Source organism: Bacillus sp. JZ39, assembly GCF_053903145.1.
Map to the genome: position 1 here is coordinate 63,858 of NZ_CP096389.1, position 19,502 is coordinate 83,359.

Here is a 19,502-nt window from a genome sequence, read left to right on the forward strand (position 1 = left end):
GTATTGCCCCTGACGTTGGGAAGGAGCTTTTGGATGGACGATTCAATAGGCGTTAAACGGCATTGGATTTGGCAGGGGGCTTTTGTTTTAATTCTGGCAGGCGTCATCACAAAAATTTTAAGCGCTGTTTACAGAGTCCCGTTTCAAAACATTGTCGGCGATGTTGGATTTTATATATATCAGCAGGTATATCCCTTTCTTGGTATTGCGGTCATGCTGTCCACATCAGGATTTCCAGTCATTATTTCAAAGCTGATGAATGATTATAGTGAAAAAAATCATCACACCATATTAAAAATATCAGCGTTATTTTTGTCTTTAATCGGTATTTTATTATTTCTTTGTTTATATCTGGGTGCTGTTCCTATTGCACTCTTTATGGGGGATTCGCATCTAGCCGTGTTAATTCAAGTGACCGCGTACGCGTTTCTGCTGTTCCCATTTGTCGCATTGCTTAGAGGCGGTTTTCAGGGCCGGCACGAAATGCTCCCTTCAGCCTTATCACAGATGACAGAGCAGTTTCTGCGTGTTGCGGTGCTCTTGGGTTTATCATTTTGGCTCGTGAAAAAGGGAGCCTCGCTTTATACTGCGGGAGCGGCAGCCGCTTCAGGCTCTCTTGCCGGAAGTTTGGTTGCATTGATGATACTGGGGTTTTTTTGGTTCAAAACGAAAAGAGACAACCAAACGGATAGGCAAAACGAAAATGTCATCACAACAAAAGAATTGACGAAAAAACTGCTTTTATATTCGGTTACAATTTGTGTAAGCAGTTTGCTGCTTTTGTTTATCCAGCTTGTTGATGCTTTGAATTTATATGCATTGCTTTCGGGTGGTGAGGCAAGCGAAGAAGCAAAACGCCTAAAGGGGATCTATGATCGGGGGCAACCCTTGCTGCAGCTCGGTTCAGTTTTTGCCGTAAGCATTGCGACGTCACTCGTTCCGTATATTTCTATGGCTGTAAAAAACAAAGAGCTGAAGATCATGAAAGAAAAAATCACGTCATCTTTGAAACTATGCCTTGTGCTCGGTACAGGCGCATCGGCTGGGTTGATTTGCATTCTAAAGCCGGTAAATATCATGCTGTTTCAAAATGGAGAAGGGACAGGTGCGTTACAAGTATTTAGCTGCTCCATTTTGTTTGCATCCTTGGCGGTAACGGCAGCGGCAGTCTTACAGGGAGCGGGATACACAGTTTTTCCTGCGATAGCGGTGGGCGCGGGTGTTGCAGTGAAATGGGTGTTAAACACACTTTTGGTTCCGCGCTATGGGATTGAAGGCGCATCGCTTGCGACAGCGGCTTCCTTTGCGGCTGTCGCCGGCCTCAACTTGTATCAGCTTCGGCAAAAGGAATGGCTCGATAAGCTTAGAGGCGTTTTGATTCCGATTATTGGATCTGCTCTTTTGATGTCAGCTGTCTTGCTTGCGTATATGCGTTTCTGGAATTTTTTGTTTCCTGCTACAGGAAGAGGAGTTGCTGTGATTGAGAGTCTTTCTGCTGTTGCCATTGGTGGCGCGATGTTTATTTATTGTATGATGAGATTGGGAATATTTACAGATGAAGAGCTGAACAGTGTGCCATTCGGCAGCAAGTTAAGCAAATTCATGAGAAGGAGAGAACAAAATGGTGGGTAAAATTACAGTCGTGGGACTTGGTGCCGGAGACATGGACCAGTTGACAATTGGTATACACAAGCTGCTGACGAAGGCAGATACGCTGTATGTCAGAACCAAGGATCATCCTTTAATTGAGGAGCTTGAAAAAGAAACGAAGAACATCCGTTTCTTTGATGATATATATGAGAAACATGATCAGTTCGAGGCGGTATATGAAGAAATTGCTGATATCCTCTTTGAAGCGGCGCGGCGTGAGGACGTGGTTTATGCTGTGCCGGGGCACCCTTTTGTCGCAGAAAAAACAGTTCAGCTGCTGACGGAGCGGCAGGAAAAGGAAAACGTTCAAGTGAAAGCCGCGGGTGGACAAAGTTTCCTTGATGCCACATTCAATGCCTTGCAAATTGACCCGATTGAAGGTTTTCAATTTGTGGATGCCGGCACATTGTCTGCGGATGAGCTTGAGCTCAGACATCATCTGATCATATGTCAGGTTTACGACCAAATGACGGCTTCTGAAGTCAAGCTGACATTGATGGAGAAGCTGCCTGATGATTATGAGGTCGTCATTGTGACTGCAGCAGGCAGCCGTGGCGAGGAGATCAAGACAGTGCCATTATTTGAGCTGGACCGCAATGTCGCCTTGAACAACTTAACAAGTGTGTATATTCCGCCGATTAAAGAAGAGAAGCTGCTTTATCACGAATTCTCCACGTTCCGAAGCATCATCAGAGAGCTTCGCGGACCTAATGGATGTCCGTGGGATAAAAAGCAGACGCATCAGTCATTAAAACAGTACATGATTGAAGAATGTTATGAGCTTCTCGAAGCTATTGACGAAGAAGACACAGACCATATGATCGAAGAGCTTGGCGACGTTTTGCTTCAGGTCTTGCTTCACGCGCAAATTGGTGAAGATGAAGGTTATTTCACAATTGATGATGTCATAAAAGGAATCAGTGAAAAAATGGTCCGAAGACATCCCCATGTGTTTAAAGATGTTAAGGTTCAGGATGAAAACGATGTTTTGGCCAATTGGGAAGATATAAAAAAGGCCGAAAAAAATACATCTGAATCATCGTTACTAGACAGCGTACCGAAAACCCTTCCAGCTCTTTCGAAAGCTGCTAAATTGCAGAAAAAAGCAGCGAAGGTCGGTTTTGACTGGGAAGACGTCAGCGATATTTGGGAAAAGGTAAGTGAGGAAATGAAGGAATTTTCTTCTGAGGTTTCTGAAGCTCCTCACGACCACAATCTTAAAGCTGAGTTTGGCGACATTTTGTTCGCGCTGGTGAATGTAGCCCGCTTCTACAAAATAGAGCCAGAGGAAGCGCTGACCATGACTAATGACAAATTCCGGAGACGCTTCTCGTACATTGAGGAAACAGCGAAGGAAAAGGGAGTCGAGTTGGCTGATATGTCCCTTGAGGACATGGACAAACTGTGGAATGAAGCAAAAGAAACTGAGAGGAGATCATAGATATGAGATTAGATAAATTTTTGAAAGTATCACGGCTGATCAAACGGCGTACACTAGCGAAGGAAGTAGCTGACCAAGGACGAATCTCTATTAACGGAAACCAAGCTAAAGCAAGCTCTGACGTAAAACCGGGAGATGAACTAACGGTCCGCTTCGGCCAAAAGCTTGTAACGGTTCAAGTTAATGAATTGAAAGACACGACGAAAAAAGAAGAAGCTGCAAACATGTACACGATTCTAAAAGAAGAAAAACTCGGCGAATAGGCTTGTTCTAAAAAAATCCCCTACCTCATACAATGCAGTAATAATGCTAAAAGTATCGAGGATATGGGGGCTGAATAGATGAATTCATATTATGATCAAAAAGGTTCTTCGTCTGTTCCGGAACAACATGATGTGACAATGAAAGGCCGGAAGCATTTAGATATTTCTGGGGTTAAGCATGTGGAGAGTTTTGATAACGAAGAATTCCTGCTGGAAACGGTGATGGGAATGCTCTCCGTCAGAGGCCAAAACCTGCAGATGAAAAATCTTGATGTGGAAAAAGGGATTGTTTCGATTAAAGGCAGGGTATTTGATTTAGTGTACTTAGACGAACAACAAGGGGATAAAGCTAAAGGGTTTTTTAGCAAGTTGTTTAAATGACGCTGACGACACAATTCTATACAATGCTGGCGATGTCCGGTATGGGTCTCTGGCTTGGTGCTTCGCTTGATACATACCGGCTCTTTGTCATTCGTGCCAAAACAGCCAGATGGCTATTATTTATTCATGATATTCTTTTCTGGATTGTGCAAGGGCTGCTTTTCTTTTATGTCTTGCTTCATGTAAATGAGGGAGAATTCAGGATTTACATCTTTTTAGCGGTTCTGCTGGGCGTTGCGACGTATCAGAGCCTTTGCAAACGAATCTATATAAAAATACTGAAATTCTTCATTTACCTTGTTGTTTCTGTTTATCAATTCTTCAAAAAACTCATTCAGCACGTGTTATTTCGTCCTATTGTGTGGACATGCGGAGCGATCATCTGGCTGGCGGCATTTTTATTCAAGAAAACATACAGCCTGATAGGTTTTCTCCTGCTGTGTCTATATAAAATAGTCATGGTTCTGTGTTTTCCGATCCGTTTTATCGCGAAACAATGTTTGAAACTTCTTCCTGTGAAAATGCGTCTAACTTTTAGACGTTATTTTGAAAAAGGTGCAGGATTTCTCAAAAAGAAGAAGAAACTATTGATAACCATAAGAACGACCATTACACGGTTTTTGAAGAAATGAAAGGAGGACCATCTGGTTTGAATTTTTCCAGGGAACGAACGATAACTGAAATACAAAACGACTATAAAGAACAAGTAGAACGGCAAAATCAGCTGAAGAAACGAAGACGCAAAGGGCTGTACAGACGGTTAACTGTATTCGGCGCCCTAGTATTCCTGACGGCAATTGTGCTGGCAAGCTCTGTATGGTCCCAAACATCTTCCCTTAGTGCAAAAGAAGAAAAGAAAGAACAGCTTGAAAAAGAACTCAAAAGTTTAAAGACAAAACAAACGGATTTAAAAGAAGAAATATCCAAATTGAAAGATGAGGATTACGTCACAGAGCTTGCCAGAAGGGACTTATTCATGTCTGGAGACGGAGAAATTATCTTCAATGTGGAGAAGAAGAGCAAGTAGCCTTGTTGACACTTAAATTTTTATTTAGGTATAATTAAGCAAACGATCTTTTTATAAGCCTAAGGAGGAGCACTTTTTTTATGTCGATTGAAGTTGGCAGCAAGTTGCAAGGGAAAATTACAGGTATTACAAATTTTGGAGCATTTGTTGAATTGCCTGGAGGCTCAACCGGTCTCGTTCACATTAGTGAGGTAGCTGATAATTATGTCAAAGACATTAACGACCACTTAAAAGTCGGCGACCAAGTTGAAGTGAAAGTCATCAACGTTGAAAAAGACGGGAAAATTGGTTTATCTATTAAAAAAGCTAAAGACCGTCCGCAAGCCAGACCTAGAAATGATTTCCGTCCGAAAGAATCTTTTGAACAGAAAATGAATAAGTTTTTAAAAGACAGCGAAGATCGCTTGTCATCTTTAAAACGCAATACGGAATCAAAACGTGGAGGGCGCGGAGCAAGAAGAGGATAACTTGCTGCTTTCTATAAAATAAATGAAGCATCCGTTCATCCCGACGGATGCTTTTTTATTATCCTCATCCTCTTTAAGAGTCAGAAAATTACAACATTAAAGTTTCTGTTGACGAAAGAGACAAACCTTTGTATTATATAACTTGTGCTTAGAAGCACAAAACAATATGGCGGTGTAGCTCAGCTGGCTAGAGCGTACGGTTCATACCCGTGAGGTCGGGGGTTCGATCCCCTCCGCCGCTACCATATTTGTTTGGCCCGTTGGTCAAGCGGTTAAGACACCGCCCTTTCACGGCGGTAACACGGGTTCGAATCCCGTACGGGTCATCCTAAAAAATCGGTTTCTCTTGCAGAAGCCGATTTTTTTCATTTTTAGACAACATTCCGGAAATTCTTCTCATAAACGAATATCAGGGCAGAAACCGTCGAAGATTTCTTTGGTATTGTTACCTTCTTTTGACAAAATCCTATCTGTGCTTTCGCTATAATGACAGGCAACGAATATAACAGGTGGGAGATGAGAGGAATGGAAAAAGCAGAAAGAAGAGTGAACGGGCCAATGACGGGACAAGCTTTGGAAAAACTCCAATCGTTTTTTAACAGGGGCACGAAGCTGGTGACTCATCATTTGCATTCACTGTTTTTCTATAAAGGATTCATTTATGTTGTCATCGGATTTTTGCTTGGACGGGCTTTCATATTATCCGAGGTGCTTCCTTTCGCACTTCCTTTCTTTGGAGCGATGCTTCTTATCAGAAGAGACAAAGCGTTTTATGCGGTTTTGGCTGTGCTTGCAGGTGCGCTGACAATATCTCCAAAGCACTCATTGCTCATACTGGCGGCATTGCTGGCATTCTTCGTATTTTCTAAAGTGGCTGCCTTTATTACCGACGATCGTGTTAAAGCACTCCCGATTGTCGTGTTCTTCTCCATGGCTGCAGCAAGAGCCGGGTTTGTTTATGCCCAAAATGGCGTATTTACAACCTATGATTATGTAATGGCTATCGTTGAGGCTGGACTATCGTTTATCTTAACACTGATTTTCCTTCAGAGCCTTCCGATTTTTACTGTGAAAAAAGTGAAACAATCATTAAAAATAGAGGAAATCATTTGCTTTATGATTCTTATTGCCTCTGTTTTAACAGGGCTGGCTGGCTTGTCCTACCAAGGGATGCAGGCAGAACATATATTGGCTCGTTATGTTGTGTTGAGTTTTTCCTTTATTGGCGGAGCAAGCATCGGCTGTACGGTTGGTGTTGTGACCGGCCTGATTCTTGGCTTGGCGAATATCGGAAACCTATATCAAATGAGTCTGCTTGCTTTTTCCGGTTTATTGGGCGGTTTGCTGAAGGAAGGGAAAAAAGCGGGTGCAGCAATTGGTTTGATCGTTGGATCACTTCTTATATCTTTATATGGTGAAGGCTCTGCCGGTCTGATGACAACGCTCTATGAGTCATTAATCGCAGTCGGCCTGTTTTTGCTCACACCTCAATCTATTACAAGGAAAGTGGCGAGATATATTCCGGGAACTGTCGAGCATCTTCAAGAGCAACAGCAATACGCTAGAAAAATCCGTGATGTCACTGCTCAGAAGGTAGACCAGTTCTCCAATGTATTTCACGCGCTGTCTGAAAGCTTTGCAACCTTTTATCAAGCGTCAGATGAACAGACAGATGACAGCGAAGTTGATCTGTTCTTAAGCAAAATCACGGAGCATTCCTGTCAGACGTGCTACAAGAAAAACAGGTGCTGGGTACAGAACTTTGATAAAACATATGATTTAATGAAACAAGTTATGCTTGAAACAGAGGAAAAAGAATATGCATCAAACCGAAGGCTGAAAAAAGAGTTTCAACAGTATTGTTCTAAATCCAAGCAGGTTGAAGAGCTGATTGAGGATGAGCTCGCACATCATCATGCCCATTTGACACTCAAGAAAAAAGTCCAAGACAGCAGGCGCCTTGTTGCTGAACAGCTTTTAGGCGTTTCTGAGGTTATGGCCGACTTTTCTCGGGAAATAAAAAGAGAGCGAGAACAGCACTTTCTGCAGGAAGAGCAAATCATAGAAGCGCTTCAGCATTTCGGAATTGAGATTCAGCATGTCGAGATCTATAGTCTTGAACAAGGAAATATCGATATTGAAATGACCATTCCGTTCAGCGGACATGGAGAAAGTGAAAAAATCATTGCTCCTATGCTTTCTGACATTCTGGAAGAACAAATTCTTGTGAAAGCCGAACAGCACTCTCCGCATCCGAATGGATACAGCCATGTCGCCTTTGGATCAACAAAATCATACAGGGTGTCCACGGGAGCTGCTCACGCTGCGAAGGGCGGCGGCCTTGTCTCCGGTGACAGCTACAGCATGATGGAGCTTGGAGCCAGAAAATATGCTGCAGCAATCAGTGACGGAATGGGCAATGGTGCAAGAGCGCACTTTGAAAGCAATGAAACGATCAAGCTTCTTGAAAAAATCCTTGAATCGGGCATTGATGAAAAAATAGCAATTAAAACGATCAACAGCATACTGTCTCTAAGGACAACTGACGAAATATATTCCACGCTTGACCTATCTATTATCGATCTTCAAGATGCCAGTTGTAAATTTTTGAAGGTTGGATCGACGCCTAGCTTTATCAAACGGGGTGACCAGGTCATGAAAGTTCAAGCGAGCAATCTGCCAATCGGTATTATTAATGAATTCGATGTGGAGGTTGTGAGTGAACAGCTGAAAGCGGGTGACCTCTTAATTATGATGAGTGATGGCATTTTTGAGGGGCCTAAGCATGTGGAAAATCACGACTTATGGATGAAACGTAAAATGAAAGGGTTGAAAACAAATGACCCGCAGGAGATTGCCGATTTGCTTATGGAAGAAGTCATCCGCACAAGATCCGGCCAAATTGAGGACGATATGACTGTTGTTGTCGTCCGGATTGATCACAATACACCGAAGTGGGCATCCATTCCTGTTCCGGCAATCTTTCAAAACAAACAAGAAATTTCATAACGCTTCCGTATAAATCAAATTTCTTCTGGCGAAGATGGGAATATATGAATCTGAGAATCCTCGTATTCTCCAGGAGGAATGAATGTGAACAACGGACATTTAAATCAAATTTTGCTGATAACGGATGGCTGCTCAAACCATGGGGAAGACCCGCTTGCAATGGCTGCTTTTGCTAAAGAGCAGGGGATTACGGTAAATGTCATTGGTATAATGGAAGAAAATCAAATTGACCCTGAGGCAATGAAGGAAGTCGAAGGGATTGCACTTGCCGGAGGAGGCGTGCACCAAGTCGTTTATGCATCTCAGCTTTCACAAACTGTTCAAATGGTAACAAAAAAAGCGATGACGCAAACCTTACAAGGTGTAGTCAATCAAGAACTGAAACAGATTCTCGGAAAGAATGTGGAAATGGAAGAGCTTTCTCCGGAAAAACGCGGCGAAGTCATGGAAGTGGTAGACGAGCTTGGAGAAACGGTGCATCTTCAGGTTTTGGTTCTTGTTGATACAAGTGCAAGTATGGCGCCAAAGCTTCCAACAGTAAAAGAGGCGCTGATTGATTTGTCTGTAAGCCTCAATTCCCGAATCGGGAATAACGAATTTGCGATGTGTATATTTCCCGGGAAAAAACAAGAGGTCGAGCTTGTGCTGAACTGGACACCGAAGCTGCAATCTCTTTCCACACTCTTTGCAAAGCTTTCGACAGGCGGCATCACGCCGACAGGTCCGGCGATTCGTGAAGCGACACTGCAGTTTGAAAAAATACGCTCAAGAAGGGGCATGCTGGCAGATGATGAACGACGCTTTGACGAGTTTGGCATGTAGCCTCAAGCCGGGTACGACAATCAAAGGCAAGTGGAATGGAAACACTTATACATTGCGTAAACAGCTTGGTAAAGGGGCCAATGGAATTGTGTATTTGGCAGAAACATCAGATGGACATGTTGCCTTAAAGGTCAGTGATGACAGCCTGTCTATTACTTCTGAAGTGAATGTCTTGAAATCTTTCTCAAAGGCCCAGTCCGTTACGATGGGGCCTTCTTTTTTTGATACGGATGATGCCTATATTCCCAGTGCCAATACGAAAGTTTCATTTTATGCAATGGAATACATAAAAGGGCCGCTGCTTTTGAAGTATGTCAGTGATAAAGGAGCAGAGTGGATACCGGTATTAATGATTCAGCTGTTATCCAGCTTATCGGTGCTTCACCAGCAAGGATGGATATTCGGCGATCTTAAACCTGATAATCTGATCGTAACTGGTCCGCCCGCAAGGATCCGCTGCATTGATGTGGGCGGCACGACAAAGGAAGGCCGGGCGATAAAAGAGTATACGGAGTTTTATGACAGAGGCTATTGGGGGTATGGAACAAGAAAGGCAGAGCCATCCTATGATCTGTTCGCAGTTGCCATGATTATGATCAACAGTGTGCATAAAAAAGAATTTAAGAAAACGAACCAGCCCAAAGAACAGCTTAGGTCTCTCATCGAAGGAAACCCGCTGCTTCAAAAGTATAAAAAAGTGCTTTTTTCAGCCTTGAACGGAGATTATCAATCCGCAGATGAAATGAAAAAGGATATGCTAGACGCGGGGCAAAAAGCATCACAAAGAAAACAGCCTATAAAAGCATCACCGCAGCCTGCCACACGACAAAGACAGCAAATACCGCGCCAAGGAAAAATAACGAAGACGCGATATACCCCAAAACAGAAACCGGCTAAGTCGGGGGGGTTATTTGAAACAACGCTTATCGTGATCAGTGTTTTAGCGCTTTATTTCGCCTATATTATCTTTTTCTTAATCTGAATGGCGCAAACTGCAGAGCCTATGCTTCTTCTTTGCTTGGAGGGGTTGAAAGTGTTAGGATATGAATATCTTTAAAATACCTGCTCATTGTGAGGAGGACATTGTGAAAAGTGTCAAAGATTTTTTTAACAAACACAATCTTACGTTAAAAGGGGCGACAATCATTGTAGGCGTTTCCGGCGGTCCGGACTCAATGGCTCTTCTTCACGCGTTGCATACGTTATGCGGCCGTTCAGCGAATGTTATTGCAGCTCACGTTGACCATCGGTTCAGAGGTGCGGAATCCGAGGAGGACATGCGTTTTGTCCAAGCTTATTGTAAAGCTGAACAGCTCGTGTGCGAAACGGCTCAAATCAATGTAACCGCATATGCACAGGAAAAAGGACTCAATAAGCAGGCTGCAGCACGCGATTGCCGCTACCAGTTTTTTGAGGAAATCATGTCGAAGCACCAAGCGGACTATCTGGCTCTTGCGCATCATGGTGATGACCAGGTTGAAACAATGCTTATGAAACTGGCTAAGGGTACGCTTGGAACGGGACTTGCGGGAATGCAGCCGGTTAGACGTTTTGGGACGGGGCGGATCATCAGGCCGTTCTTACCCATTACAAAGGAAGAGATCCTTCACTATTGCCGTGAAAACGGCTTGAGCTACCGGACGGATGAAAGCAACGCCAAAGATGACTACACAAGAAACAGATTCAGAAAAACAGTGCTCCCGTTTTTGAAGCAGGAATCTCCGGATGTGCATAAAAGGTTTCAGAAAGTGAGTGAAGCACTGACGGAAGATGAGCAATTCTTACAGTCATTAACGAAAGATGAAATGAATAAAGTAATCACAAGCCAGTCTAATACATCAGTTGAAATCAATTCCTCTCAATTGCTTGCCCTCCCGATGCCTTTACAAAGAAGAGGAGTTCAACTAATATTAAACTATCTTTATGAAAACGTTCCATCATCCTTTTCGGCCCATCACATTCAGCAGTTTCTCGATTGGGCGGAAAATGGCGGTTCTTCAGGAGTACTGGACTTTCCGAAAGGACTGAAGGTGGTCAAATCATATCAGACATGTTTGTTTACATTTGAACAATGGCAGTGCAAAAATGTTCCCTTTGAATACCAAATTAGCGGAGCTTCTGATGAAACGGCAGTGCTCCCTAATGGATATCTGATAGAGGCAAGGCATTATGCGGACTCGCCTGAAGAACATGGGAATGCTGTTTTTATCACAAGTGAAAAAAAGGTGCGGTTTCCCTTAACAATCCGGACGAGAAAAGCTGGAGACCGGATCAAACTAAAAGGGATGAACGGCTCAAAAAAGGTAAAGGATATATTTATTGATAAGAAACTGCCTCTCCAAGAAAGAGACAACTGGCCGATTGTGACGGACGCAAGCGGTGAAATTATCTGGATACCTGGCTTGAAAAAATCAATTTTTGAAGATCTTGTGATTCCAAACAGCGACCGCATTGTATTACAATATAGACAGCATGAAAAGTGTAGGGGGCAAGCAAAATCATGATGAAACATGATATCGAGAAAGTACTGATCTCAGAGGAAGAGATACAAAAGAAAGTAAAAGAGTTAGGTGCAGAATTAACGAGCGAGTATCAAGATACATTTCCGTTGGCAATCGGTGTGTTAAAAGGAGCACTTCCTTTTATGGCGGATCTTATCAAGCATATTGATACATATTTGGAAATGGATTTCATGGATGTATCAAGCTACGGAAATTCTACGGTTTCTTCTGGAGAAGTAAAAATCATTAAAGATTTGGATACATCTGTAGAGGGCCGGGACATCTTAATTATTGAAGATATCATCGACAGTGGGTTAACCTTAAGTTATCTCGTAGAGCTCTTCCGATACCGTAAAGCAAAATCAATTAAGATTGTTACCCTTTTGGATAAACCGAGCGGAAGAAAAGCGGACATCAAAGCAGACTTTGTCGGTTTTGAAGTTCCTGACGCGTTTGTAGTGGGTTACGGACTTGATTATGCTGAGCGCTATCGCAATCTGCCTTATATCGGAGTGTTAAAACCGGCAGTTTATGAAAGCTGATCGGCAGCCTGCTTCCGAGATGGTTATTGTTTGTATTGGAATGATTTTCTATGGTACTATTGAACATAGTTGTGCTTACTGTGGGAGGAGGTAAGGAATGAATCGGGTCTTCCGTAATACCATTTTTTATTTACTTATTTTATTAGTAGTAATCGGGGTTGTGAGCTACTTCCAGACCTCAAATCCGAAAACAGAAAATATGTCGTACAGTACGTTCATCAAAAACCTGGATGACGGGAAAGTTGATAGCGTATCGGTTCAGCCTGTCAGAGGTGTTTATGAGGTAAAAGGGCAGCTGAAAAACTACGACAAAGATCAATACTTTTTGACTCATGTTCCTGAAGGAAAGGGAGCAGACCAGATATTTAACGCTTTGAAAAAGACAGACGTAAAGGTTGAGCCCGCGCAAGAAACAAGCGGATGGGTGACGTTCCTGACGACCATCATCCCATTTGTCATTATCTTTATTCTGTTTTTCTTCCTGCTCAATCAGGCTCAAGGCGGCGGCAGCCGTGTCATGAACTTTGGCAAGAGTAAAGCGAAGCTGTATACAGAGGAAAAGAAACGCGTCAAATTTAAAGACGTTGCAGGGGCTGACGAAGAAAAGCAAGAACTTGTTGAAGTTGTTGAGTTTCTGAAAGATCCCCGCAAGTTTGCCGAGCTCGGCGCCAGAATACCAAAAGGCGTGCTTTTAGTCGGACCTCCGGGTACCGGTAAAACATTGCTTGCCAAGGCTTGTGCAGGAGAAGCCGGCGTACCTTTCTTCAGCATCAGCGGATCTGATTTCGTTGAAATGTTTGTAGGGGTCGGTGCTTCCCGTGTGCGTGACTTGTTTGAAAATGCGAAAAAGAATGCGCCTTGTTTGATCTTCATTGATGAAATTGACGCAGTCGGACGCCAGCGTGGCGCTGGTCTCGGCGGTGGACACGATGAACGTGAACAGACGCTAAACCAATTGCTTGTTGAAATGGACGGATTCAGCGCTAATGAAGGAATTATCATCATTGCTGCGACGAACCGTGCGGACATCTTGGACCCAGCCTTACTTCGTCCGGGACGTTTTGACCGTCAAATTACAGTGGACCGTCCAGATGTCATTGGCCGTGAAGCTGTATTGAAAGTCCATGCGAGAAACAAACCGCTGGATGAAACGGTTAACCTAAAATCAATTGCCATGAGAACACCAGGCTTCTCGGGCGCTGACTTAGAAAACCTCTTGAATGAAGCTGCGCTTGTAGCGGCTCGTCAAAACAAGAAAAAAATCGATGCGCGTGATATTGACGAAGCGACGGACCGTGTAATTGCCGGACCCGCTAAGAAGAGCCGCGTTATCTCCAAGAAAGAACGCAATATCGTGGCTTATCACGAAGGCGGACACACCGTTATCGGTCTCGTTTTAGATGAGGCAGATATGGTTCATAAAGTAACGATTGTTCCTCGGGGCCAGGCTGGCGGTTATGCTGTTATGCTGCCAAGAGAAGACCGTTATTTCCAAACAAAGCCGGAGCTGCTTGATAAAATTGTCGGCCTCTTGGGCGGACGTGTTGCTGAAGAGATTATCTTCGGTGAAGTCAGCACAGGGGCACACAATGACTTCCAGCGTGCGACGAATATTGCAAGACGAATGGTTACGGAATTCGGTATGTCAGAAAAACTGGGACCATTGCAATTTGGACAGTCTCAGGGCGGTCAGGTATTCTTAGGCCGTGATTTCAACAACGAACAGAACTACAGTGATCAAATCGCTTACGAAATTGATCAGGAAATTCAGCGCATCATCAAAGAATGTTATGAGCGTGCGAAACAAATCCTGACTGAAAATCGTGACAAGCTTGAATTGATTGCCCAAACGCTTCTGAAAGTTGAAACGCTTGACGCTGAACAAATCAAACACCTTGTCGATCATGGAACATTACCTGAGCGTAATTTCTCAGATGATGAAAAGAACGATGATGTGAAAGTAAACATTCTGACAAAAACAGAAGAAAAGAAAGACGATACGAAAGAGTAATTCGCTTTCTTTCTAAAAAAACTGCCGGCTGACGCTGGCAGTTTTTTTATGTAAATGATGGGCTCAGCAGCGGCTTTTACAATCATCCAATTCTGGTATCGATTTGTTTACAAATGAGCCGCTGATCGTGTATGGTATTGTAGAATGTTTGTAAAAAGTAAAGTAGAGAAACTATTCAAAAGTGGTGATAGAGGTTGTTACTGGTTATCGATGTGGGGAACACCAATACTGTACTTGGTGTATATCATGATGGAAAATTAGAATATCACTGGCGTATAGAAACAAGCAGGCATAAAACAGAAGATGAGTTTGGGATGATTTTGCGCTCCTTATTTGATCACTCAGGGCTTATGTTTGAACAGATAGATGGCATTATTATTTCGTCAGTAGTGCCGCCAATCATGTTTGCGTTAGAAAGAATGTGCACAAAATACTTTCATATCGAGCCGCAAATTGTTGGTCCAGGTATGAAAACCGGTTTAAATATAAAATATGACAATCCGAAAGAAGTGGGGGCAGACAGAATCGTAAATGCTGTCGCTGCGATACACTTATACGGCAATCCATTAATTGTTGTCGATTTCGGAACCGCCACAACGTACTGCTATATTGATGAAAACAAACAATACATGGGCGGGGCGATTGCCCCTGGGATTACAATTTCGACAGAGGCGCTTTACTCGCGTGCAGCAAAGCTTCCGCGTATCGAAATCACCCGGCCCGACAATATTATCGGAAAAAACACTGTTAGCGCGATGCAATCTGGGATTTTATTTGGCTATGTCGGCCAAGTGGAAGGAATCGTTAAGCGAATGAAATGGCAGGCAAAACAGGAACCAAAGGTCATTGCGACAGGAGGCCTGGCGCCGCTTATTGCGAACGAATCAGATTGTATAGACATCGTTGATCCATTCTTAACCCTAAAAGGGCTGGAATTGATTTATGAAAGAAACCGCGTAGGAAGTGTATAGGAGGTTTAGTAATGGATTATTTAGTAAAAGCACTTGCGTATGACGGAAAAGTTCGGGCTTATGCAGCGAGAACGACTGATATGGTAAATGAGGGGCAGAGACGCCATGGTACGTGGCCGACAGCATCCGCTGCATTGGGCCGCACAATGACAGCTTCACTTATGCTCGGCGCTATGCTGAAGGGCGATGATAAGCTGACTGTGAAAATCGAGGGCGGAGGTCCGATCGGAGCTATTGTAGCTGATGCCAATGCCAAAGGAGAAGTCAGAGCCTATGTCTCTAACCCGCAAGTTCATTTTGATTTAAATGAACAAGGCAAGCTTGATGTCAGACGTGCGGTTGGAACAAACGGAACGTTAAGTGTCGTAAAAGATTTAGGTTTGCGCGAGTTCTTCACAGGACAAGTAGAAATCGTTTCAGGAGAATTAGGCGATGATTTCACTTACTATCTTGTATCATCTGAGCAGGTTCCTTCATCAGTGGGCGTAGGTGTGCTCGTGAATCCTGACAATACCATTCTTGCGGCAGGGGGCTTTATTATTCAGCTGATGCCGGGAACAGATGATGAAACAATCACAAAAATTGAACAGCGTCTATCTCAAGTAGAGCCGATTTCTAAGCTCATCCAAAAAGGGCTGACACCAGAAGAAATTTTAGAAGAAGTCCTAGGCGAGAAACCTGAGATTTTGGAAACGATGCCTGTCAGATTCCATTGCGCTTGTTCAAAAGAACGGTTCGAAACAGCCATTTTAGGACTAGGCAAAAAAGAAATTCAAGATATGATAGAAGAAGATGGACAAGCCGAAGCAGTATGCCATTTTTGTAATGAAAAGTACTTATTTACAAAAGAAGAGCTGGAAGGGCTTCGTGACCAAACTACCCGCTAAGCTCTTTAGCGGGTTTTTAATTTGAGAAAAGGGGCTGAAAGCAGGTTTGAAATCAAGAACAATCTGGACCATTATTTTAGGGGCGCTGTTGGTTTGCTGTATTGCTGTTGCATATACGCTGACGAAATCCCAAGCCGGCGCATCGTCATCCGGTGAGTCTATTGCGACTATCGGGGGCAAGAGTGTGACAAGAGAAGAATGGCTAAAAGAAATGGAAGATCAGTATGGTAAGTCAACGCTTGAAGATATGATCAATGTCCGAGTTGTTGAGCAGCTGGCTAAAAAGAACAACCTTAAAATATCCAAAAGCGAAGTTGATCGTGAGTTTTTGCTGATTAAAGCGGTCAATAATTCCTTTTACGAAGATGAACATACGACGGAGAAAGAGTGGAAAGACCAAATTCGTTATAATATCCTCCTTGAGGAATTGTTAACAAGGGATATCGATATCTCAAACAAAGAATTGGAATCATTCTATAATAAAAATAAGGAACTATATCAGTTTGATGATTCGTATCGAATTCGGCACATTGTTGTAAAAGATGAAGAAGAAGCGAGAGAAGTCCTGAAAGAACTGAAAGGCGGATCAAGCTTTGAAGCAGTCGCTGCCGAAAGATCCACTGACAGATATACATCACCATACGGCGGAGATTTAGGTTTTGTCACAGAGGCATCAGACAACATTCCATCAGCATACATTGAAGAGGCGAAAACACTCAAAGAGGATGAATGGTCTCAGGAACCAATAAAGATCAGCAACGGATATGCCATTATCCAGCTGAAAGAAAAACTAAAGGCAAGAACGTTCTCATTTGATGAAGTAAAGGGCCAGATCAGACGGCAAATCGCAATGGATCAGCTAGGTGATAAAGCGACAGTTAAGACACTTTGGAAAGAAGCCGATGTATCTTGGTTTTATGGGGAAAAAAGTACTAAGTGATTGACAAAAAATTTTGAAATTGATAGATTATATACATAATACCAATACAAATAGTCGGAAATTGAGGTGTCGAGAATGGTACGTGTAGCAAACTCCATTACTGAATTAATTGGGAATACGCCAATCGTTAAATTAAATCGCCTTGCAGATGAAAACAGTGCGGATGTATATCTAAAACTTGAATACATGAACCCTGGAAGCAGTGTAAAAGATCGTATCGGTTTGGCCATGATTGAAGCTGCTGAAAAAGAAGGAAAATTAAAAGCCGGTGATACAATCATTGAACCGACAAGCGGAAATACTGGAATCGGGCTTGCAATGGTTGCTGCTGCTAAAGGATTAAAAGCCATTTTGGTTATGCCTGATACAATGAGCATGGAGCGCCGCAACCTTCTTCGCGCATACGGTGCTGAACTTGTGCTGACTCCTGGTGCGGAAGGCATGAAAGGCGCCATTAAGAAAGCTGAAGAGCTTGCTGAAAAGCACGGATACTTTGTGCCGCAGCAGTTTAACAACCCTTCTAACCCAGAAATTCACCGCCAAACAACTGGTAAAGAAATCGTTGAGCAATTCGGTGATGACCAGCTTGACGCATTTGTAGCCGGAATCGGAACGGGCGGAACGATTACGGGAGCGGGTGAAGTGCTGAAGGAAGCATACCCTTCCATCAAGATTTACGCTGTTGAACCGTCAGATTCCCCAGTGCTTTCAGGAGGAAAACCAGGCCCCCACAAAATTCAGGGAATCGGAGCTGGATTCGTGCCGGACATCTTAAACACTGAAGTATATGATGAAATCTTCCCTGTGAAGAATGAAGAAGCATTCGAATATGCCCGCAGAGCTGCACGTGAAGAAGGAATTCTCGGAGGCATCTCATCAGGTGCGGCAATTTATGCTGCTCTTCAAGTAGCAAAAAAACTCGGAAAAGGCAAAAAAGTATTGGCCATCATTCCAAGTAACGGCGAACGTTATTTAAGCACGCCGCTGTATCAATTCGATTAAAAAAAGCCAAAACTCCCGGTCCGCCGGGAGTTTTTTTATATTTCGTGCATCAAATATGCCATGTCTGCGACGAATGTTATTCTTGGAAGAGAAATTCACTTTTTTCACTAACAACATTGCTTTACAATTAAAAACAAGTAAAAAAGAAAATAGAGGAATGATACAAATGGCACAACGCAGACCGGCAGGCAAAAAAGTACCTTTTCAAAAAGACTCATTCTTACAACAATTTGAGAAACTTGCGCAATCCCGGAAACATCATGTACTTCTTGAAAGTGCAAGAGGCGGCAGATATAGTATAGCCGGTCTTGATCCAATTGCGACTGTGAAAGGAAAAGACGGAATAACTACAATTAAGCATGGTGATGAGATGCTGTTTAAAGAAGGTGATCCATTACGGGCCTTCCACAGCTGGTTTAAAACGCTGGAAACAGAAACGAATCATGAGTTCCCTGACTTTCAAGGCGGGGCAATCGGGTTTCTCAGCTATGATTACGCACGGTACATTGAAAATTTTAAAATGCTCTCATTAGATGATCTAGAAACACCAGATATTTATTTTCTTGTTTTTGATGATATAGCAGTTTATGACCATCAAGAAGAGTCTCTATGGCTGATTACTCATGTTAATGGTTCTGATCAGGAAACAGCGGATGTGAAGCTATCTGAGTTAGAGCAGATGTGGCTGACTGAGCTTCCCGCTGTCTCTTCGCGAGAGATGAACCCTGAAACAGATGGTTCTTTCGCGGCGCCATTTACCGAGGATGGGTTCTCACAAGCTGTAGAGAAAATCAAACAATACATTGCCAGCGGAGATGTGTTTCAAGTCAATCTATCAATAAGGCAGTCACAGTCACTGTCTGTCCACCCATATCAAATTTACAAAACCTTGAGAGAAGTAAATCCTTCTCCTTATATGGCGTATTTAGAAACACCTGATTTTCAGATCATTTGCGGATCGCCTGAACTGCTTGTCAGCAAAAAGGGCAAGCTATTAGAGACGAGACCGATTGCGGGCACCCGTTCCAGAGGGAAAACAAATGAAGAAGACGAGGCGCTTGCAAACGAATTGATACACAATGAAAAAGAACGCGCAGAACATGTCATGCTGGTTGATCTTGAGCGAAATGATCTGGGAAGAGTATCACGTTACGGGTCTGTGCGCGTAAATGAATTCATGGCAATTGAAAAATACTCGCATGTGATGCACATTGTGTCTAATGTCCAAGGTGAACTGCAGGATGGGTATGACGCTGTAGATATTATTCATGCTGTGTTTCCCGGAGGAACCATTACTGGTGCACCGAAAGTAAGAACGATGGAAATTATAGAAGAACTTGAGCCGACACGCCGAGGGCTTTATACTGGATCTATAGGGTGGTTTGGATATAATCACGATCTGCAGTTTAATATCGTCATTCGAACCATTTATGCAACCGGAGGGCAGGCATTTATGCAGTCCGGCGCAGGAGTTGTGATTGATTCTGTTCCGAAGCACGAATACAAGGAATCATTCAAAAAAGCTTTTGCGATGCAAAGAGCATTAGAGCTGAGCAAAGAAGAGACAAAAATTAGATGAGGTGAGCGG

General features: G+C 43.2%; 18 protein-coding genes and 2 tRNA genes. All 20 read left to right on the forward strand.

What is annotated here, in order from left to right; genetic code table 11:
- The first annotated feature begins 33 nt into the window (after window positions 1-33).
- The 20 genes from M1D65_RS00345 (at window position 34) to M1D65_RS00440 (ending at window position 19,493) form a co-directional block, all read left to right on the forward strand.
- A complete protein-coding gene (locus M1D65_RS00345; protein ID WP_124073496.1) occupies window positions 34-1,632 on the forward strand; it encodes a putative polysaccharide biosynthesis protein in 1,599 nt (532 codons plus the stop codon).
- The gene (yabN, locus tag M1D65_RS00350) at window positions 1,622-3,091 is read left to right on the forward strand and encodes a bifunctional methyltransferase/pyrophosphohydrolase YabN (protein WP_456270720.1); all 1,470 of its coding nucleotides are present in this window, start codon (window positions 1,622-1,624) and stop codon (window positions 3,089-3,091) included. Before M1D65_RS00345 ends, yabN begins: the two co-directional genes overlap by 11 nt.
- Window positions 3,092-3,093: 2 nt before the next feature.
- On the forward strand, window positions 3,094-3,354 hold the full coding sequence (locus tag M1D65_RS00355; RefSeq protein ID WP_003226716.1) for an RNA-binding S4 domain-containing protein: 261 nt from the start codon (window positions 3,094-3,096) through the stop codon (window positions 3,352-3,354).
- 78 nt (window positions 3,355-3,432) lie between these two features.
- Window positions 3,433-3,735 carry a sporulation protein YabP gene (gene yabP / locus M1D65_RS00360; RefSeq protein ID WP_003226714.1) on the forward strand — a complete coding sequence of 101 codons (303 nt, stop codon included), beginning with the start codon at window positions 3,433-3,435 and terminating at the stop codon, window positions 3,733-3,735.
- A complete protein-coding gene (yabQ, locus tag M1D65_RS00365) occupies window positions 3,732-4,367 on the forward strand; it encodes a spore cortex biosynthesis protein YabQ (protein WP_021479720.1) in 636 nt (211 codons plus the stop codon). The genes yabP and yabQ overlap by 4 nt, the downstream gene beginning before the upstream one ends.
- 17 nt (window positions 4,368-4,384) lie before the next feature.
- On the forward strand, window positions 4,385-4,762 hold the full coding sequence (divIC, locus tag M1D65_RS00370; protein WP_003243211.1) for a cell division protein DivIC: 378 nt from the start codon (window positions 4,385-4,387) through the stop codon (window positions 4,760-4,762).
- An 80-nt stretch (window positions 4,763-4,842) separates the two neighbouring features.
- Entirely contained in the window at window positions 4,843-5,229 is a 387-nt protein-coding gene (locus M1D65_RS00375; protein ID WP_003218379.1) for a S1 domain-containing RNA-binding protein, read from the forward strand.
- Between the two features lie 168 nt (window positions 5,230-5,397).
- A tRNA-Met gene (locus M1D65_RS00380) sits at window positions 5,398-5,474 on the forward strand.
- A 9-nt stretch (window positions 5,475-5,483) separates the two neighbouring features.
- Window positions 5,484-5,555, forward strand: a tRNA-Glu gene (locus M1D65_RS00385).
- 199 nt (window positions 5,556-5,754) lie between these two features.
- A complete protein-coding gene (gene spoIIE, locus M1D65_RS00390) occupies window positions 5,755-8,238 on the forward strand; it encodes a stage II sporulation protein E (RefSeq protein WP_410617794.1) in 2,484 nt (827 codons plus the stop codon).
- Between the two features lie 84 nt (window positions 8,239-8,322).
- On the forward strand, window positions 8,323-9,060 hold the full coding sequence (locus tag M1D65_RS00395) for a vWA domain-containing protein (protein WP_003243782.1): 738 nt from the start codon (window positions 8,323-8,325) through the stop codon (window positions 9,058-9,060).
- Window positions 9,026-10,042 carry a serine/threonine protein kinase PrkT gene (prkT, locus tag M1D65_RS00400; RefSeq protein WP_172861397.1) on the forward strand — a complete coding sequence of 339 codons (1,017 nt, stop codon included), beginning with the start codon at window positions 9,026-9,028 and terminating at the stop codon, window positions 10,040-10,042. Before M1D65_RS00395 ends, prkT begins: the two co-directional genes overlap by 35 nt.
- Window positions 10,043-10,145: 103 nt before the next feature.
- Window positions 10,146-11,564 carry a tRNA lysidine(34) synthetase TilS gene (tilS, locus tag M1D65_RS00405; RefSeq protein WP_456270721.1) on the forward strand — a complete coding sequence of 473 codons (1,419 nt, stop codon included), beginning with the start codon at window positions 10,146-10,148 and terminating at the stop codon, window positions 11,562-11,564.
- Window positions 11,561-12,103, forward strand: a complete 543-nt coding sequence (gene hpt, locus M1D65_RS00410) for a hypoxanthine phosphoribosyltransferase (protein ID WP_003226700.1) — start codon at window positions 11,561-11,563, stop codon at window positions 12,101-12,103. The genes tilS and hpt overlap by 4 nt, the downstream gene beginning before the upstream one ends.
- A 97-nt stretch (window positions 12,104-12,200) precedes the next feature.
- Window positions 12,201-14,114 (forward strand): ATP-dependent zinc metalloprotease FtsH, encoded by a 1,914-nt coding sequence (gene ftsH, locus M1D65_RS00415; protein ID WP_003242099.1) that lies wholly within the window; start codon window positions 12,201-12,203, stop codon window positions 14,112-14,114.
- A 194-nt stretch (window positions 14,115-14,308) separates the two neighbouring features.
- Window positions 14,309-15,085, forward strand: a complete 777-nt coding sequence (locus tag M1D65_RS00420; protein WP_010886388.1) for a type III pantothenate kinase — start codon at window positions 14,309-14,311, stop codon at window positions 15,083-15,085.
- Between the two features lie 11 nt (window positions 15,086-15,096).
- Window positions 15,097-15,972, forward strand: a complete 876-nt coding sequence (gene hslO, locus M1D65_RS00425) for a redox-regulated molecular chaperone HslO (protein ID WP_038827649.1) — start codon at window positions 15,097-15,099, stop codon at window positions 15,970-15,972.
- A 46-nt stretch (window positions 15,973-16,018) separates the two neighbouring features.
- The gene (locus M1D65_RS00430; RefSeq protein ID WP_276354926.1) at window positions 16,019-16,912 is read left to right on the forward strand and encodes a peptidyl-prolyl cis-trans isomerase; all 894 of its coding nucleotides are present in this window, start codon (window positions 16,019-16,021) and stop codon (window positions 16,910-16,912) included.
- Between the two features lie 75 nt (window positions 16,913-16,987).
- Complete coding sequence (gene cysK / locus M1D65_RS00435; RefSeq protein WP_003218399.1) at window positions 16,988-17,914, forward strand: cysteine synthase A; 927 nt, start codon at window positions 16,988-16,990, stop codon at window positions 17,912-17,914.
- Window positions 17,915-18,080: 166 nt separating this feature from the next.
- Window positions 18,081-19,493, forward strand: coding sequence for an anthranilate synthase component I family protein (locus M1D65_RS00440; RefSeq protein ID WP_101502506.1), 1,413 nt, complete (start codon window positions 18,081-18,083; stop codon window positions 19,491-19,493).
- Window positions 19,494-19,502: the final 9 nt, after the last annotated feature.

What these genes read in the sequence shown, in the direction of transcription:
- M1D65_RS00440 (WP_101502506.1), top strand. Translation starts at nt 18,081, where the DNA reads ATGGCACAACGCAGACCGGCAGGCAAAAAAGTACCTTTTCAAAAAGAC.
- hslO (WP_038827649.1), top strand. Translation starts at nt 15,097, where the DNA reads ATGGATTATTTAGTAAAAGCACTTGCGTATGACGGAAAAGTTCGGGCT.
- yabN (WP_456270720.1), top strand. Translation starts at nt 1,622, where the DNA reads ATGGTGGGTAAAATTACAGTCGTGGGACTTGGTGCCGGAGACATGGAC.
- yabP (WP_003226714.1), top strand. Translation starts at nt 3,433, where the DNA reads ATGAATTCATATTATGATCAAAAAGGTTCTTCGTCTGTTCCGGAACAA.
- M1D65_RS00375 (WP_003218379.1), top strand. Translation starts at nt 4,843, where the DNA reads ATGTCGATTGAAGTTGGCAGCAAGTTGCAAGGGAAAATTACAGGTATT.
- M1D65_RS00345 (WP_124073496.1), top strand. Translation starts at nt 34, where the DNA reads ATGGACGATTCAATAGGCGTTAAACGGCATTGGATTTGGCAGGGGGCT.
- hpt (WP_003226700.1), top strand. Translation starts at nt 11,561, where the DNA reads ATGATGAAACATGATATCGAGAAAGTACTGATCTCAGAGGAAGAGATA.
- prkT (WP_172861397.1), top strand. Translation starts at nt 9,026, where the DNA reads ATGATGAACGACGCTTTGACGAGTTTGGCATGTAGCCTCAAGCCGGGT.
- spoIIE (WP_410617794.1), top strand. Translation starts at nt 5,755, where the DNA reads ATGGAAAAAGCAGAAAGAAGAGTGAACGGGCCAATGACGGGACAAGCT.
- M1D65_RS00355 (WP_003226716.1), top strand. Translation starts at nt 3,094, where the DNA reads ATGAGATTAGATAAATTTTTGAAAGTATCACGGCTGATCAAACGGCGT.
- cysK (WP_003218399.1), top strand. Translation starts at nt 16,988, where the DNA reads ATGGTACGTGTAGCAAACTCCATTACTGAATTAATTGGGAATACGCCA.
- yabQ (WP_021479720.1), top strand. Translation starts at nt 3,732, where the DNA reads ATGACGCTGACGACACAATTCTATACAATGCTGGCGATGTCCGGTATG.
- ftsH (WP_003242099.1), top strand. Translation starts at nt 12,201, where the DNA reads ATGAATCGGGTCTTCCGTAATACCATTTTTTATTTACTTATTTTATTA.